We start from the raw sequence: 19,289 nt of genomic DNA on the forward strand, positions 1-19,289 counted from the left end.
ACGTATTTGAATATACCCCCTGTTTTGAATTGGTTTTCTCCCCCATAAAATATTTTTAGAACTATTAATTTGGCTACTATAATTAACTAAGAATAAATTATGAAGGGTAATGTTTGGGCTAATCAATTAACTATTTGGTTTTTATTTTTTTTCGCTGTTTTGACGGCACAAGAAAGTTCGGTTTTAATAAATATCAATAAAGAATTTAATAGCAATTCAATTCTATTAAAAACTAGATTAAGAGAGCTAAATAGAGATATTAATAATTTTGGAATTTTATTAGATACTGAAATAACCCATAAAAAATTGTTAACAGGTTATAGGTATGAGCAATTTTATGATTGGGATTTGTATTTCGAAAATATTTATATGTCTTATTATGGGATTTCAAAATACAATTTCGATAATTTAGAAGGCTTTTTTACAATTCAACATCCTGATGGATTTATAAAGCGTTCTTTTGGTCCCAAAAATTTTGGAGCGGATCATCATTTCAAGCCGTTTATAGCCCAGATTATAGTCCTAGGTTCTCGTCAAACAAAAGACTGGACTTGGGCTAAAAAATATTATAGTCAAACCCAGTTATATTTAAAACATTGGTTTGAATACGATACTGATAAAAACGGATTAGCTTATTGGTCTGGACAACAAAAAGGAAAATGGTCTGGAGCGGCGGACCATAGTGGTATGGACAATCAAAATACCAGAACTATTGGATTGAGTGAGGGGGTGGATTTGAATTGTTATCTGGTAAGGGAATTACAAGCAATGGCGATCATTGCAGAAAATATAGGAAGGGAAAAAGAAGCTAAAGCATATAGAAAGCATTCTGAAAGATTAAAAAAATTAATCAACAAATATTTATGGGATGACAAATCAGGCTTCTATTACGATAGAAATGAGGAAAATGGAAACACAACCTTTGTGAAATCCGTTTCGGGTTTTACGCCAATTTGGGCGGGAGTGGCCTCTAAGAAACAGGTAGCTCGAATGGTAGAAGAACATTTAAAAAATCCCAAAGAATTCTGGACAAAATTTCCAATTCCGAGCTATGCGTTAACAGAACCAGATTACCGACAGAATTATCAAGGGCAAAAAGGTTGTAATTGGAAAGGGTCTACTTGGATTCCTACCAATTATATGGTTTGTCATGGACTTATGAATTTTGGATATCAAAAATTGGCAAAAGAGATAGCTCATAAGACCTATAATATGGTGTTGAATAATAAGAACACCCGTGAGTTTTATAATGCAGAAACGGGTGAAGGTTTAGGAATGAACCCCTTTTTTGGTTGGTCATCTTTGGCTTATATACTGCCGCTAGAATTGGAACTGAACTATAATCCTACGGATCTTAATCAGTTAGAGATTTTGAAGTTGTCAGAACATATTGGCGTTAATATTAAATAAAAAGTTATGAGTTTGAAAGTTTTTAAATCAATCGTTTTAGTTGTTGCAGTTTCAATTGAATTTATTTCCGCTCAGAATCGAGTTGCAAAACGGCCGAACATAATAATTATTAATGTTGATGATTTAGGTTATGGAGACCCTAGTTGTTATGGCGGAAAATTATTTGAAACTAAAAATATTGATCGACTAGCAGAAGAAGGTATTAAATGTACGAATGGTTATGTTTCATCCGCAGTATGTTCACCAAGTCGTCATGGTTTATTAACTGGAGCCTATCAAACACGTTTTGGTGTGCAATGGAATCATGATACTTATAAGCTACCTGGTCAAAAAGATAAAAAGCGAAATTCATTAATTCCAAGTGGACACCGGTATATCAATCAAGCATTTTCCGAAGCGGGTTACATTACAGCAATGGCAGGAAAAATTGGGATTCCTACGTATCCAAAAACAACTTTTGATTACGAATTTTCATTAACTTCTGCAGGCTGCAGTTATTTTCCGGATAAAAAAGGAGGTTACGGAGGAGTAGACGGTTATCCAAAACCAAAAAAAGGCTGGACTATGACAAAATGGGGGCCAGATAAAAAAGGAGAGGAATATATAACTGATCGATGTGGAAGACAAACTATTGAATTTATAGAGGCCAATAAAAATAAAGAAAATCCTTTCTTTTTCTATTTAGCTTTTAATGCGCCACATACACCTTTACAAGCTAAAAAAGTGGATAGAAAACGTGTAAAACATATTAAGTCAGAATCAATGAAATTGTATGCTGCGATGGTGTTGGCAGTTGATGATAATGTTGGATATATTTTAGATTATTTAGATAAAGAAGGATTACGTGAAAATACCATTGTCGTATTTTTAAGTGATAATGGTCCTATGAACCCCGTTCATTTTGAAGAGCCTTCGTGGTGGCCAGATAATTCCCCATATCATATTATGGGACAACGAGGTGGACTATCAGGCTACAAGGGGATTTTTAGAGAAGCTGGTATCCGTATTCCATATATTGTTAGTTGGCCGGGTCATTTAAAACAAAACGAGACTTATGAAAAAACAGTCAGTACTTTAGATTTATATCCTACCCTATGTGCTGCAGCAAATGTAAAGTTGCCTGAAAATACACAATTAGATGGTGTAAATATTTTACCATATCTACAAGGAGGCTATGCAAAAGAAGAACCGCATGACTATTTATTTTGGTATGCAAACCGAATGGGGGCTGTAAGAAGTGGAAAATGGAAATTATACATTGAAGATAATAAACATTATTTGTTCGATTTAGAAAATGATGTATCTGAAACAACAAATGTAAGTCGAGAAAATCCGGAAGTAATGCAAGATTTATTTGGTGCTTTTATAGCGCACAGAAATGAAATGCCACCCTTAAGAAACCCATTTGTTAGACCCTTAGACCTTCCTTCGGATGCCGTTAGAAATTTGCATCCGATAGATCCGAAATAATAATTAATACTTAAAACAAATGAATAATAGTAACATCATTTTATTTTTATTAAGCCTTATGGTACTAAGCACTAGTTGCCAATCTAAAAAGGTTGCTAAAAAACCCAATATTCTATTTTGTATTGCTGATGATGTAAGTTTTATACATACTTCGATAAATGGAACCTCAGAAATTCAAACACCTAATTTTGATAGAGTTGCAAAGAGTGGTGTTTTATTTAACAACGCCTATTGCAATGCCTCATCTTGTGCTCCATCAAGAGCTTCTATTTTAACAGGAAAGAATATTTGGGAATTAGAAGAAGGAGGTTTGCTTTTTGGAGGGCTAAAAAAAGAATATCAAACCTTTACAACTTTATTAAAGAATAATGGGTACACGGCAGGATACAGCGGGAAAGGATATATGCCTGCAAACAAAAAGGCACCTTATCAGACAGAGCCTTTAGCAAAAGAATTTAATACGGTAAAATACAAAGCGCCTAAATATGTGTCTAGTAAAGATTATGCAGGTAATTTTGAACAGTTTTTGTCACAAAGAGAAAAGGATACGCCTTTCTTTTTTTGGTATGGTTCTCATGAAGCTCACAGAAAGTATTCCCCTGGCATTGGCCTTAAATCCGGAATAGATATCTCTAAAATAAAAGTTCCCGGATTTTTACCAGATACAGAGATCGTAAGGAGTGATATGGCAGATTATTTTTATGAAGTACAATGGTTTGATACTCATTTGGGAAGAATGATTAAGGCGCTTGAAAATTCTGGAGAATTAGAAAATACAATAATTATAGTAACAGCGGATAATGGAATGCCATTTCCAAGAGCAAAAGCTAGTTGTTATGAATACGGTACTCATATGCCTTTGGCGATTTGTTGGGGAAACAAAATTAAAGGAGCTACAAAAGTTGATGATTTTATAAGTTTTATTGATTTTGCTCCAACTTTATTAGAAGCGGTAGGGTTGGATATTCCTAAAGGAACAACAGGAAAAAGTTTTTTGGATGTTTTGCTATCCGGAAAAAGCGGACAAGTAGATCCTAATCGAAATAAAGTATTTACAGGTTTAGAACGACATGCTTACTGTAGACCAGAAGGGTTAGGCTACCCTATTCGTACCATAAGAAAAGGCGATTGGTTGTATATTATAAATTTTGAGTCGGATAGGTTTCCTGCTGGAGATGCAACATTTAATTCGGTACATCAAGGCTATTATGGCGATATTGATTCGGGCCCAACGAGAAAATATTTGATAGATCACCAAGAAGATTCGGAAGTACGTTATTATTTTGATTTGGCGGTAAAAAAACGTCCTAAATATGAATTATATGATATTAAAAAGGATCCTTTTAATTTAAAGAATCTTGCTTATGATGAGGATTATAAAAATTTATGTAATGACTTAAAATCTGAGCTTTTTGAATATTTAACTAATACAAATGACCCGAGAATGATAGGCAAATCACCTTGGGATGATTATCCGTATTTCTTCAAAGGTTTAGAAAAAAAACACTTGAAACCGATCGGTAAAAGAAACAGCAATTAAAAATATTAAATAAAGAATATGAAATTTAAAACAAACATGCTTTTGGTAGCCGCATTAACTATGGTAACAATTGCAAGAGGACAAAAAGAATTTAAGCCAGAATGGGAGAGCTTAAAAAAGCATAAAGTAACTCCAGAATGGTTTGCTGATGCAAAACTAGGAGTATATTTTCATTGGGGAGTTTATAATGTTCCAGCAAATGGAAATGAATGGTATGGTAGATTTATGTATGAAAAAGACCGCAGAAAAACCTGGGGAAAAGATATTTACGATTACCATACAAAAATTTATGGAAGAGATATTCATTATCATGATTTTATACCCCAATGGAAAGCAGAAAATTTTTCAGCAAAACGTTGGGTGGATATGTTTGAAAATATGGGAGCTAAATTTATTGGAACTATAGCAGAACACCATGATGGGTTTTCTTTATGGGAAAGTGAGGTGAACCCTTGGAATTCATTTGACAAAGGTCCTAGAATAGATGTTGTAAAACAAATTTCACAGGAGGTAAAAAAGCGTGATTTAAAATTTATGACAACCTTTCATCACGGTTTTCATATGATGTTTTTCCCTAAAAAAGAAAACAGTGCACTCAGACCCTTAAGTGAGCACAATGCGGTTTATAAAAATCCAGAAGTTCCACAAGACCCTAAATATCGTGCACTTTATGGTACCATGTCTTATCAAGAGGAGTGTGATATTTGGTTAGGGAAATTAGATGAAGTAATAAATGAATATTGTCCAGATTATATATGGATGGATTTTGCCCAAGGGTACATTCAAGAAGCGCATCGTCAACAATTTTTAGCCAATTATTTTAACAAAGCTCAAGAGTTGAATAAAGAGGTTGTTGTTAATACAAAAGGTGATTTTTTTCCTACCGATGTCGCAGTTGTTAATGTTGAGAGAGCAACTATGGAAGATATCACACCTTTTGTTTGGGTAACAGATTTTCAATTAGGAAGTTCTTGGGGATATAATAAAGATAAACGTACAGCAATAAATCCGAATAAAGCCATTCGAATACTTGCTGAAGTTGTTAGTAAAAATGGAGTAATGATACTTGCTGCTGCTCCTATGGCAGAAGGTGTAATTCCTGCGGAACAAGCAAAAGCAATGGAAGGAATTGGTGCTTGGTTAAAATTATATGGAGAATCTATATACAACACAAGACCTTTTGTTGAATTTGGACAAGGACCAACGGAGTTAAAAAGAAATCCAAATGACAATTGGAACGCTTATGGTTCTATAAAAGCAGGTTTGAATAATTTAAATAGTGAAGATGTTCGATATACTAAAAATGGTAAAAATGTTTATGCAATTCAATTAGGGTGGCCAGGTTCTAAAAAGGAAATCACATTAAAAACGTTTGGCGGAAAAGCTAAGGATTTAAAAATAAAATCGATAGTTGTATTAGGCTCAAAAGAAAGAATTAAGTGGAAAAAAACTTCAAAAGGATTGGTGGTTACTTCTCCAAAAAAGAAGCCTTCTGAAGGAGATGCTGCAATTGTTTACAAAATAAAATTGAAATAATTTATTATGAAATATAGAATCGGAATTTTCATTTTTTGCTTTGTTATTGGATTAAAGTCCATGAATGCGCAAAAACAACCAAATTTCATCGTCATTTTTACTGACGATCAGGGGTATGAAGATTTAGGTTGTTTTGGATCCAAAAAACTTAAAACCCCTAATATTGATCAATTGGCGAGAGAAGGGGTAAAATTAACTAGTTTTTATGTGGCCTCATCCGTGTGTTCACCGTCGAGAGCGGCATTACTAACAGGAAGAATGCCAAAACGAGTTGGAGTTCCGGGTGTTTTGTTTCCAAGGAAAAACCAAAAAGGATTGGATCCGAAAGAAATTACCATTGCAGAATTACTGAAACAGAAGAACTACAATACAGCCTTAGTTGGAAAATGGCATTTGGGACATGATAAAAAATACCTTCCATTAAATCAGGGATTTGACTCCTACTTTGGTATACCTTATAGCAATAATATGTCTATCGCGGCTGGCATTGATGTTTCTCCGAACATTGTGTTAAATGATGATTATACATTAGAAAAAATGCACTCAGATATGAAGTTGGTGGATGCTGCTTCAGGAAAAGAAGCTAAAAAGATTTTAAAAGACAAACCACCTCTTATGCGTGGAAATCAAATAATAGAATACCCAACAAATCAAAGTACCTTGACTGAGAGATATACAAAAGAGGCTGTTTCATTTATTGGAAAAAATAAAGAAAAACCCTTCTTTTTATATTTAGCCCATTCTTTTCCTCATGTGCCAATTTTTGTGGGGGATAGGTTTAAAGGATCTAGTGGTACCACTCCGTACTATGATGCTCTTCAAGAAATAGATTGGAGTGTTGGAGAAGTAATGAAGGCAATACGAGACAATGGTTTGGATGAAAATACTATTGTAGTGTTTACTTCAGATAACGGTCCGAATAGTCATGGTTCTGCAAAACCTTTGAAAGGAAGAAAGTTTGATACCTATGAAGGTGGACAAAGAGTTCCAGCTATATTTTGGGGGCCAAAGAATGTCAAATCAGGATGGGTTAGTGACCAAATAACTTCTTCTTTAGATGTTTTTCCTACGATTGCAAGTTATGCAGGAGTTTCGGTTCCAAAGGATAGAGTTTTTGATGGATATGATATTTCTAATTTTTTAAAAGGAAAGTCAAAAGTTTCCCCTCGTAACGAAATGTTTTTTTATGGATCAAATTCAACAAAAATTGATGGCGTAAGAGTTGGAGATTGGAAATATGTGATTAATGGTTATAGAAAATCTTCATGGCGGAAATTAAGTGAGGATGATAAAATACCAAAGCTTTATAACCTAAAGAAACAGATTTCAGAAAAAGAGAATCTTATTGATGTATATCCAGCTAAAGCTCAAGAGTTGATTGCAAAAATGAATGAATTTGATATTCAAATAGAAAAGGATTTAAACAAATAAAACTTTACTCCTTGCTATCTATGAAATATAAGATGATTTTTTTGCTAATTGTGTTTGCTATAGGTGCCTGTACTTATGGGCAAAACAGGCCAAATATTATTTTAATAATGGCCGATGATATGGGGTATTCTGATATCGGTTGTTATGGGGGAGAAATAAAAACACCAAATTTAGATCAGTTGGCCCAAAAAGGTATTCGTTTTACACAATTTAAAAATAATACTAGATGTTGCCCCACTCGAGCAGCCTTGTTAACAGGTTTGTACCCTCATCAAGCGGGTGTTGGAGGAATGGTAGGCAATGGTTACGGAGATCTAAGCAAGGCAGCAGTTACACTTGCTGAAGCTTTGAAAACGAATGGTTACGCAACTTATATGACGGGTAAATGGCATGTAGCAGATTCTCATACGATAAATGATACCCATAATTGGCCAATACAAAGAGGGTTTGATAAATTTTATGGTACGATTAACGGGGCTGGTAGTTACTTTGACCCCTATACTTTAACAAGAAATAATACGCCAATTCATGTAGAAAAAGAAGAAGAATTTTATTACACAGATGCAATATCAGATAGAACGGTAGCCTTTATTGATACCCACATGAAAAAGAACTCGGATGCTCCTTTTTTTTGCTATGTAGCCTATACAGCTCCCCATTGGCCCTTACATGCAAAACAAAAAGATATTGCAAAATATAAAGGTGTATTTGACAAAGGGTGGGATGTATTGAGAGAAGAACGTTTAAGGAGAATGAAGAAAATGGGGATTGTTCCTAAAAATACTCAATTAAGTGCTCGGGATTTTCGGTCAAAACCTTGGGAGTCAATAGAAAATAAAACTTGGGAATTGCAACGAATGCAGACCTATGCTGCGCAAATAGATAATATGGATCAAGGAATAGGGAGAATTATGGATCAATTAAAATCTGCTAATGTATTGGATAATACGGTGGTTATGTTTTTATCTGACAATGGTGGTTGCGCAGAAACATTGCAAGGAGTTGAAAATTGGGTGAGTGAAAAGGAAGTGACTCGTACAAAAGAAGGTTTTAAGGTTGAAGCTGGCAACGTTGCAAACATTACACCAGGACCCGCAACTAGCTATATGAGTTACGGTCCTGCATGGGCAAATTTAAGCAATACCCCATATCGAAAATTTAAAAAGTCTGGTCATGAGGGTGGGGTTTCAACTCCTTTTATATTTCATTGGCCTAAAGAAATAAAAAAAGGAAATATCATACAAAACCAATTGGCTAGTGTTATTGACATTATGCCTACAATTTTAGAGCTGTCAGAAACAGATTATCCGTTGTTTTATAAGAATAATAAAATAATTCCTTTAGAGGGGCTCAGTCTAATGCCTTTACTACAAAATAAAAAATTGAATCGTGATGAGTGGTTTGTGGAACATGGTTCTAACAAAGCATATAGAAAAGGAGCATGGAAAATTGCATGGTCAAAAGATAAGGGGGATAAAAAATGGGAGCTTTTTAATTTAGAAAAAGACCCTACTGAAAAACATAACTTGTCAATGAAATACCCAGAAAAAATGAACAAAATGATAAGTGTTTGGAAGGAATGGGCTAGCCGAGTGAACGTAACCAGGAAAAAATAAATCTAATGAAAAATAACCTAAAATTTTTATATATCGTTTTTACATTTTTGATACTTACAGCTACTGTAATTGCTCAAAAAACAGATTTTATTATTCATACAGACATGCAAACTGGAGGGATTCAGAAAATTATGAATAAGAATGATAAGTATAATATGAATTGGATTTTTACCACTGATGGAAGTGAACTAGAATGGTTTACTTCTGAATTTGGTTGGGGATTGGGGTTTGTTACTGTTGACCTGGAAGGCAAAAAGGAGACTTTTAAATGGAACTCAGTATCTGATATTTCAGAAAAAGATGGGAAGACTGTCTATACCTATAATTTTCCATATTTTAATATGATTATCACAAGATCATTCAATAATCAAGGAGAACTTATAGAGAATTTTAAAATTGAAAATACCGGTTCAAGCGATTTAAAAGTTGTTGATATGGGGATTTACACACCGTTAAAAGATTGGTATGCTGGGGGCGCGGAAGTTTGTATGACAAGCCGTTGTAACGTCCATATTTGGGCTGGAGGATATAATTCCTCTTATCTAAATGCCATTAGGATGGGAACAGAAGCCCCTCATTTAGGACTGGTGGTTACTGATGGAAGTATCCGTCATTACGAACTAGTTAATACGAGTACCATGCCAAGAAAAGTTGCAGGCTCTAATCTGCGTGGCGGAATTGCATTAAAAGTTGCACCAGCTACAGTGAAGCCTCATGATTCCTATGGGGTAACATGGAAAGTGTTTTGGCATAATGGATATGAAGATTTTTATCAGAAAGCTATGGCTAATGGAACTGTTATTGCAGAGGCAGATAAATATTTTATTCCATTGGGTGAAATTGTAAAACTAAGATTTAAGTCGCACAAAAAGTTAGAAAATGTGAGTTGCACTGTTGAAGGAACACCCATTAAATTTAAGCAGACGGACAATCTAATTACTGCCGAATTCAAAGCAAAAAAAATAGGAGACAAAGTTGTAACCCTAAATTATAATGGCAAAAAAACCGTAATCAATCTATATTTCTCACTTCCCACAAAAAAGTTATTGAAAAAAAGAGTCGATTTTATCATCGATAAGCAACAAATGAAAGATAAATCTGATTCACGTTATGGTGCTTACATGGTATATGATAATGAAGAAAATGAGATATATCAAAATATACCTTTTAAGGTTGACCACGATGAAGGAGCAGAACGTTTAGGAATGGGGGTGGCTATTGCAAATTGGTTACAACAATTTCCTAATTCAAAAAAGAAATATAAGGAGTCTTTAGAAGAATATTATCAATTTGTACGCTTTAAATTACAAACACCAGAATACAAAGTATATTCCACAGTTGATCATACAAAACGTCATAGAGGGTATAATTATCCATGGGTAGCGGCTTTTTATGCGGAGTTATATAAGCAAACTAAAAATCCAATTTATATCGAAGATTGTTATCATACCATGAGAAAATGGTATCAAGAATTTGGCTATGATTTTTATGCTATATGTGTGCCTATTAAAAAAAGTATCGATTATTTAAGAGAAGCAGGGTTTAATGACGAAGCTGAAATTCTTTTGAATGATTATAAAATGGTAGCTAAGGAGTATGATAAAAATGGAATTAATTATCCAAGTCATGAAGTGGTTTTTGAGCAATCAATAGTATCACCCGCAGTTAATTTCTACTTAGAACTTTATCATATTACAAAAGACAAACATTATTTAGATGAAGGCGAAAAACATCTTAAAATATTAGAAGCGTTTAACGGACAACAACCTGACTATCATTTGAACGAAATAGGTATTCGTCATTGGGATGGATATTGGTTTGGGAAAAGACAATCATGGGGAGATACCATGCCTCACTATTGGTCGGCATTAACAGGAAGAGCCTACATTCAGTATTACGTGGCTACAGGAAACGAAGAATATCTACGAAGAGGAAAAATATGTTTAGAAAACAACCTATGTAATATTAGAAATAATGGAACAGGAGCTGCTGCTTATATCTATCCAGAAAAAGTGAACGGTGTAAAAGCTGAGTTTTACGATGAATTTGCCAATGATCAAGACTGGGCATTGTTCTTTTTTCTAGAAATGAATGAAATATTAAAGTGGAACTAGAATAACGAGTTAGTGCACAAACCCAAATATGAACCAAATTATAATAATGACTACTTCTAAAATAAAAAACATAGTTCAGATAATAGTGCTGTTTATGATAATTTCCAATATCAATGCTGAGACTAGAACCGCTGATGCAAACAATATCAGTCAGATTATTAATTGGATGAAAGATGGTGTCACCACAAAAATTTTCTTTCCATCTGGGATTTATAATTTCACATCAACTATTAGTTTAGAAAATGACAATTTAATTTTAGAAGGCAGTGGTAATGAGCAAACTATTCTTCGTTTAGCGGCAGTAAAAAACGCACTTATTGATGCTAAAGGGAATAATTCAAAAATTAGCAAACTTACCTTGGACGGAGGGATGAATCAAAAAACATGGGGAAATCCAATTTTTAGATTTAACAAAAGTAAAGGGCATCATTTTGAAGAGGTTTTGTTTACCAACTCAAAATGGATGGGAATTGGAGGAATCAATGCCTATCCAACGGATGGATTAAAGCTTATCAAATGTGAATTTAGTAGTATCAACTTAATGTGTCTCCAAATTTTTAATCGCAATACAAACAAACGAAATGGGGAAGTAATTGTAACCGTAGATAAAGTGATTGTAGACGAATGTATTTTTCACGAAGGCTATGAAACAGCTATCTCTTCAGACAACGGAAATGACAGAGAAGATCCAGGTGATGGAATCGGAAGAAGATATACCGAAAGTACCAGTTTGAGTGGGACAGAAATAACCAACTGTATTTTTGAAAAAAGCAAACAGTTTCATATCGCCATGGTGCAAAGTAAAGATGTTGTCATACAAAATAACATTTTTTATGGTATGACTGACGATGCTGGTGGAGGGTGCCAACCTATCCATATGGAGCAATTTACTCATAATATAGAAATCTACGACAATAGCTTTTATATGGACGATACCGTAGAGCAAAAATATATGTATATTCATGTGAACGGTACTGAAGGTCACAAACGAGTAACACAGCAACAACCAAGTAATACTTATGCCACTTGGACTTACAATGTTTACGGAAGTAATGAACGTAGAGCAAATACTAGCTGTGCAAAACAAGGAAATATTAATAAAGATTGTAAACGAGATGTGCACGCCTATGGACCAAGAAATATTTATGTTGCGGGAAATACATTTAACTCTTCCACTAAAGTGAGTCATTATGTAAGTGTTCATGAAGGAGAGAATATACAAATTGGTACCAAAAAAGATGGTACTGTAGCTTTAAATAATTTTATTGGAGGAGATGAGAATACTATTAAAATTCATTTTGGAGGGAATGATCAAGGAACGGGAGATGTTTTAATTAAAGCAGGTCAAAATATTGTTGCTTCCAATATTGAGATAAAGGATGTGTATTTTGATTTACCTCCAATTAGGGAGGAAAAACCTATTGAGATTGAAGTAAAGCTTGATACTCCTGAAAATGAAATCAAGGAGCAGAAATTATCTATTTACCCTAATCCAACTAAGGGAATTTTAACTTTTATAACACCTGTGGATATTGAAAAAGTTAACATTTCAAATTTGTCTGGGAGTATTTTAAAAACTTACCAAAAAAAGGAAGTAAGCGAAAATATTTTGAACATAGATTATTTGAACGCTGGTTTGTATGTAATCAATATTCAACTTGAAAATGGTGTGCAAACAACAAAAAAGTTAATCATTGAGAATTAGATTATACTATGGAGAAAAGAGAATATTTTAGAAAAACTCAAATAAAAATAATAACCTCATTGCTAATTTTAATGCTAAGCAATTTAGGTTTAGTGATGGCTCAGGAATTAAAAGAATCTAAACACTATAATTTTGATCCAACCAAAACTGAAGAGTTGAGGGTACGAGATGGTTTACCCAATTTCTTTCAAAAATTAAAAGCAGGTGAAGATGTTAAAATTGGTTATATAGGAGGAAGTATCACCAACGGTGGTTTATGGAGAACAAAATCATTAGAATGGTTTAAGAGCGAATATCCAAAAGCCAATATTACGCAGGTAAATGCCGCAATTGGAGGTACAGGACCGGATTATGGGGCTTGTAGAATTAACAAGCATTTGTTAGTTCACAATCCAGATATGGTATTTATTGAATACCGTGTAAACAATGGTGGGGCTTTTAACGGAAGAGCTTTGGAAGGATTAATACCGCAAATATGGAAAAGCAATCCAAACACTGAAATCTGCATTGTTTATACCATTTCTAAAGGTATGATTGCAGATATTCAGAAGGGGAACCAAACGAATGCAGGAAAAAATATGGAGCCTGTTGCCAATCATTACGGAATAACTTCCATTGAATTTGGTTTGGAAGTTGTAAAGTTGCTAAGCGAAGATAAACTTGTTTTTCAAAAAGGAGACAGTCCGATAAATGGGAAAATACTCTTTAGTAAAGATGGAACCCATCCATTAGAAGCAGGTCATGATATTTATAGAGATGTCTTGGTTCGTTCTATGAAAAAAATTGAAAACCACGGAACTCCTGGACTAAACGCCATTCCTAAGCCTTTTCAAAAAAACATTTTTTCGAATGCTTCTTTAGTTCCAGTTTCCAAAGCTAAATTTTCATCCAAATGGGAAAAAGTGGATTTAGGGACTGATATTCATATCAATGATAATTTGACAGATAAAAACGGAGGCTATAAAACGTTGTTTGAAAAAGCTAAAAAAACCGAAGTAATTGGTGAAAGTTTCACCCTAAAGTGGGAGGGTTTTATACTTGGACTTACTGCAATTCTAGAAGCCAAAGGTGCTATTCAATTGGAAATTTCAACAGATGGTGCAAAACCAAAACTTTTCGATTTAAAATCACGCAATGGTAAAACTCAAAAAAAATATATTTTTTTAGATGAAGTTGCATCTGGTTCGCATACAACAACCATAAAGCTTGTGAAACTTGAGAAAGGTAAAGTATTTCAAGTAGGGCAATTTTTAGTGGTTAAAGAATAATAATTAATATGAAAAAAAAGATTCACCTAGCTGTCTTAATATTACTCTTAACAATGAGTTTTCAATCCTTTTCACAAGAAAAGGAAGAGACTTGGCATATGCCTGATTTAGAAGTGGATTTTAAAGAATATAAAGAAGGTGTATATGTAGAATTAAAAGATTCTATCCCGATTCGAGGAACATTATATAGAATCCGTGTCCCGGAAAATTGGAATGGAACCCTATTAAACGATTTGGATTATTATAAATCTGCCAATTCCCCACGTAATGTTAAATTGTTAGAAATGGGTTATGCATTGTCAGGTACTAAAAGACGTCCTGGCCGAATGAAAGCTTATGATCCAGCTCATGAAATTCACGATTTAATTTCAGTCTTGGACATATTTGAAGCTCGTTTTGGAAAACCAGCGAAGACCATTCAAATTGGTTGTTCAGGAGGAGGAACTGTAACAATTGCAATGGCTGAAATACATGCAGATAGAATTGATGGAGCTATTGCATTATGCGGAGCAACAAGTCCATGGATGGCAAATACTCATTTAGATGCTTTATTTGTTTTAAAAGCTTTGTTAGCTCCAGAGTTGCCTCTTGTTAATTTACCCCTTAGAGGAAAAGAAACGGAACGGATAACTTTAGCATGGAAAAAAGTAGTTGAAGAAGCTCAAAAGACGCCTGAAGGGAGAGCAAGAATTGCTTTGGCTATAACAATAGGTCAATGGCCTGCTTGGGGAGGAAAGGGAAAAGCACCCGTACCCAATCCTGACTTAAAAAACACAGAAGATTTACAATTTAGTATGTACAAAAGTTTATTAGGTTTACTACCTAGCCGTGGAACTTTTGGGACTACAATGATAGAATTGGCGGCTCCCGGGCAGATAAAATTCAATACAAGCGTTGATTATCATTTATTTTATAATAATGGAAATGATTTGTACAAAAAAGCGGTTGAAAATCTTTATAATCAGGCAGGTGCAAATTTAAAATCAGATATAGATAAAATAAATGCATTTCCACGAATAAAAGCCGATGCTTCGGCAAAAAAATGGTGGAGCAAACCTGGTAGAACGCACGTGGGTGAACCGAAAATTCCATTTTTACGTATGAGTACTTGCGGTGACGGTTTGGTTTACCCATCAATGGTAAAAGGTTATGAAGACTTGGTGGCAAAAAAAGGCTATTCAGAATTGCTTAGAACTGCTTATGTTAATAGATGGGGGCATTGTGCTTTTTCCGTTGGTGAATGGTTGGCTGCTATTGATACAATGGTAAAACGTATTGAAACTGGTGAGTGGCCAAGTACCCAACCTAAAGCCATGAATAAATTGGCAAAATCACTCGCCCCAGATAGCAAGGCTGAATATTTTAATTATAGAACTGTAAAAAAATACAATCGTACTTGGGTGCCTGGAGTTGAAGACTTTCTTGGAAAAGACTAAAGTTAAATTTTTAATGAGAAAAAGTAATAGATGAAAACAAAATATTATGAAGAATAAAATAAAATTTCAATTCTTAATTATATTATTTTTTGCAACTACTTTAGGTGCAAAAAACATTAAATTATATAACAATATTTGTATTCATGACACTACAAAATCGATTGCTGTTTCATATGCACAGAAAGCATTAAAGAAAGATTTTCAACGAAAATTTGGAACTACGAAATCACAAGAAAAAACGATTGATATTTTTTTTAAGATTGATGAGAATTGGGATGTATTTGATAAATACAAAATTGAAATAAAAAGTGGTGAAATAATTTTTACAGGTTCTGATGAATTAGGTTTGCTACATGGAATTTATACTTTTTCAGAAGACTATCTTGGAATAGATCCGTTTGTTTATTTCACTGATATTGTTCCACAACCTGTTCATTTTATTAAAGTGAATACAGGTACGATAACTTCAAAACCTTATACTTTCAAGCACCGTGTGTTTTTTGTTAATGATGAAGATTTGATTGTAGGGTTTCAAATGGAAAAACTAGAATATGGTTTTAACCTTGAGTTTATGGAGCACCTTTTTGAAACCATGTTGCGTCTTAAAATGACAGGTGTAATCCCTTCAACTTTGGTACTGTCGGATGAACCTCACCTAAAACTGGCATCGGATATGGGTTTATACATCGCCCAACATCATGCAGAACCGGTAGGAAGTGTGCCTTTGTATTGGCCCAAAAACATTCCCTATTCTTGGACTACGCACAAGGAACATTTTGTGAAATTCTGGAGAGATGCGATAGAAAGACAAAAAGGAAAAAACGTAATTTGGACTTTAAATTTTAGAGGACACTTAGATGGTCCATTTTGGAATGACGATCCGAATGTTTCTCATGATAGCCCACTCACCGATAAGGCCAAAATTGTAAATGAGGTGATTCAAACCCAATACAATTTAATTAAGGAAATTATCGGTAACAAAGAACCGTTGGTATGTGGATATTTATGGAGTGAACTGGGAGGAATGTACCGAGAAGGTTTGTTGAAATTTCCTTCCCAGACAATGATTCTATATTCGGATCAAGGCTATGGTGAGTTTCCTAAAGGAACTTGGGAATCTACAAAAAAAACGGAACTAGGTAAAGGGGTTTATCAACATGTTTCTTACCATAACCGTAAAACACATTTGCGCATCAATACCATTCACCCTGATATGTTACATCGAGAAATGGACAAAGCCATAAGTCATGGGCTTACAGATATGATTGTGCTTAATGTGGGGAACTTTAAAGAAAAAATATTTGGCATTCAACAAATGGTAAATTATATGAATGATTTTGATAGTTATAAAAAATACACCACAGGTACCTATTATTTCGATTGGTATGTTAATAACAAGTATCATACAGATTCACCTGCTGTAATTCAGAGTTATAAAGATTTTTTTACAAATCAGTTTCATTTGGGGAACCCGAATCGTAAGCCAGGAGATGAATGGTTTTTTTATTATGTAGAACAATTATTGAACATGGCTTACCAGAAAGAATTCAATAATAAATTTGTCAAAAAAGAATTTCCTGGAAATGGTAAAGAGCAGTTTTTAAAACAAAAAGATTTTCAATCTAAAATGAATTTTCTTCTAAATGCCTATACTAAAATATACCGTTCTGCTGAATCAAAATGGGAAATTTCAGTACAACACGCTCTAGAAGCTAAAAGCGAATTATCAGGTAGTGCCTTAAATTTTTATACTATTGATATGGCTTTGCCTACTGAAAAAATGTTTCATTTAACAGGTATGGTTTCTGATTTTACGGAGTCTTTAGATTACTACTTAAAAAAAGATTATCATAAAAGTCAATTGAGAGCTTATGCCGCTCTAGAACATGCCAAAAAAGCCAATGAAATTGAAGCAAAAATAGAACAAAATGGTTCTGGAAAATTTAAAAATTGGTATCGTTGGGATGAAACGGCTTTAACTTTTCGAATCGAACTGGTGCTAGAAAACTACTTAGTCCATATAAAAGATCTCAAATATTTCAATTTGGAATATAAAAACAGAAATAGTAAAACACCTGGTATTCAGCATAAATATCAACCCTTCTTTGAAAGTGAATATCAAAAGGAACTTATTTACATGAAAAATGCAAAGTAAACAATTTAGAAAAAATAAATATATGAATACAAATAAAATGAAATCGATTATTGCAGCAATCACTTTCTTAGCTTTTTTTAGTACGGAGGTTTGTGCGCAGAAAAGCAACAAGCCAAATGTAATAGTGATTTTAGCGGATGACATTGGGACTGGAGATATTTCTCATTATAGGAAATTGCATAGCGACAATATTATTCTGGAGACTCCAAATATTGATAATCTAGCAAAAGAAGGAATGTATTTCACAAATGCGCATTCTCCTGCAGCACTTTGTGCTACTTCTAGGTATTCTATAATGACAGGGAATTATTGCTATAGAAGTCAACTTCCTTGGGGGGTATGGTCTGGAGTTACAAAATCAGTAATTAAAGAGGATCAAATGACTTTGGGAAGGTTAATGAAACAAGCAAATTATAATACAGCCTTTTTGGGGAAATGGCATATTGGAACTGCTTTTGGTGGAACAAAAAATCCGAATGAAATTTTTGACACTAAAAAAAGAGAAAAAAGTAATCCTAGACTGCCCATAGATATTACAAAAATTCTTTACGGACCAAAACAATTAGGATTTGATTATAATTTTGTGCTTCCAGCAGGAATTCAAAATGTTCCTTATGCTATTTACGAAAACGATCATTGGTTTAAACTGAAAAAAGATTCCCATATCAAAGTGATTGATAAAGAATATATGGATGGTTTAGGAACGGATCATTTTAACAAACCAGGATGGGGTGACTCCAATTGGAATCCTAGTGAAATAGGCCCACTCTTAGCAAGTAAAGCGGTAGCTTATATCGCTGAGAATTCTCATAAAAAAGATCCGTTTTTTATGTACTATTGTTCTCAGGCAGTGCATACGCCTCATGCTCCTCCGGTTGAGATTAATGGAGTAAAAATAAAAGGAACCACACCTTCCAAGCATATGGATATGATTAAGGAGCTGGATCAGCAGGTAGGAATGTTAGTTTCAGAGTTAAAAAAACAAGGTGTTTATCAAAACACAGTCATTATTTTTACTTCTGATAATGGAGGTTTGCAAGTAGATAAAAATACCGCTAAATCAGGGCATAAGGTTAGTGATATTTACAGAGGATCAAAAAACACGCCTTATGAAGGTGGACATCGTGTACCGTTTATAGCAGTTTGGCCAAACAAAATTAATAAGGAGATAATATCAGATAGACCGATCATAGGACTAGACGTTTTAGCAACACTGGCGGGTATTACAAAACAAAAGCTAAACAAAAAAGTAGCTCAAGATTCTCATAACTTACTTCCGCTTTTTAAAGAAAGTAAAAAGGCAAAAACACGTGATGTATTATTAATTCAAGGGGGAGCAAAAAAGGAATTTGTTATAAATGATAGAGGTTGGAAATTGATCATTCAAGTAAATAAAAAAACAATGGCTTTTGATGATAGTGAACCCATTGCATTATTTAATTTGAATGATAATATTACTGAAGACGAAGCAAAAAATTACATCAACAATCCTAAATATAAAAATAAGGTGAACGAGCTTTTTAATAAATACAAAAAAAATATCAGCGAGGGCCATTTTACAGGGAATCATAAACTTTAATATTGCTGTATGAAACATGTAATGAAATC

Annotated in this window: 12 protein-coding genes; all 12 read left to right on the forward strand. The window is 33.9% G+C overall.

The annotated features are described in order from the left end of the window. Positions 1 to 99 precede the first annotated feature (99 nt). The 12 genes from AC2DZ0_RS11620 (at position 100) to AC2DZ0_RS11675 (ending at position 19,260) form a co-directional block, all read left to right on the forward strand. Positions 100 to 1,410, forward strand: coding sequence for an MGH1-like glycoside hydrolase domain-containing protein (locus AC2DZ0_RS11620; protein ID WP_484641920.1), 1,311 nt, complete (start codon positions 100 to 102; stop codon positions 1,408 to 1,410). A gap of 6 nt (positions 1,411 to 1,416) precedes the next feature. Then, positions 1,417 to 2,880 carry a sulfatase family protein gene (locus AC2DZ0_RS11625; protein ID WP_484641922.1) on the forward strand — a complete coding sequence of 488 codons (1,464 nt, stop codon included), beginning with the start codon at positions 1,417 to 1,419 and terminating at the stop codon, positions 2,878 to 2,880. Positions 2,881 to 2,899: 19 nt separating this feature from the next. Further along, positions 2,900 to 4,420, forward strand: coding sequence for a sulfatase family protein (locus tag AC2DZ0_RS11630; RefSeq protein ID WP_484641924.1), 1,521 nt, complete (start codon positions 2,900 to 2,902; stop codon positions 4,418 to 4,420). An 18-nt stretch (positions 4,421 to 4,438) separates the two neighbouring features. Continuing rightward, positions 4,439 to 5,956, forward strand: coding sequence for an alpha-L-fucosidase (locus AC2DZ0_RS11635; protein WP_484641925.1), 1,518 nt, complete (start codon positions 4,439 to 4,441; stop codon positions 5,954 to 5,956). A gap of 6 nt (positions 5,957 to 5,962) precedes the next feature. Then, on the forward strand, positions 5,963 to 7,387 hold the full coding sequence (locus AC2DZ0_RS11640; protein WP_484641927.1) for a sulfatase family protein: 1,425 nt from the start codon (positions 5,963 to 5,965) through the stop codon (positions 7,385 to 7,387). A gap of 32 nt (positions 7,388 to 7,419) precedes the next feature. Continuing rightward, a complete protein-coding gene (locus AC2DZ0_RS11645) occupies positions 7,420 to 9,003 on the forward strand; it encodes an arylsulfatase (RefSeq protein ID WP_484641929.1) in 1,584 nt (527 codons plus the stop codon). Between the two features lie 5 nt (positions 9,004 to 9,008). Next, on the forward strand, positions 9,009 to 11,117 hold the full coding sequence (locus tag AC2DZ0_RS11650) for a glycoside hydrolase family 88 protein (protein WP_484641930.1): 2,109 nt from the start codon (positions 9,009 to 9,011) through the stop codon (positions 11,115 to 11,117). A gap of 94 nt (positions 11,118 to 11,211) precedes the next feature. After that, positions 11,212 to 12,822 (forward strand): T9SS type A sorting domain-containing protein, encoded by a 1,611-nt coding sequence (locus AC2DZ0_RS11655; RefSeq protein WP_484641932.1) that lies wholly within the window; start codon positions 11,212 to 11,214, stop codon positions 12,820 to 12,822. A gap of 8 nt (positions 12,823 to 12,830) precedes the next feature. Next, positions 12,831 to 14,090 (forward strand): SGNH/GDSL hydrolase family protein, encoded by a 1,260-nt coding sequence (locus tag AC2DZ0_RS11660; protein ID WP_484641933.1) that lies wholly within the window; start codon positions 12,831 to 12,833, stop codon positions 14,088 to 14,090. 8 nt (positions 14,091 to 14,098) lie between these two features. Further along, on the forward strand, positions 14,099 to 15,526 hold the full coding sequence (locus AC2DZ0_RS11665) for an alpha/beta fold hydrolase (protein ID WP_484641935.1): 1,428 nt from the start codon (positions 14,099 to 14,101) through the stop codon (positions 15,524 to 15,526). 46 nt (positions 15,527 to 15,572) lie between these two features. After that, on the forward strand, positions 15,573 to 17,681 hold the full coding sequence (locus AC2DZ0_RS11670) for a glycosyl hydrolase 115 family protein (protein ID WP_484641937.1): 2,109 nt from the start codon (positions 15,573 to 15,575) through the stop codon (positions 17,679 to 17,681). A gap of 22 nt (positions 17,682 to 17,703) precedes the next feature. After that, complete coding sequence (locus tag AC2DZ0_RS11675) at positions 17,704 to 19,260, forward strand: sulfatase family protein (protein ID WP_484641938.1); 1,557 nt, start codon at positions 17,704 to 17,706, stop codon at positions 19,258 to 19,260. Positions 19,261 to 19,289: the final 29 nt, after the last annotated feature.

It is taken from the genome of Flavicella sp. IMCC45668 (assembly GCF_057219105.1).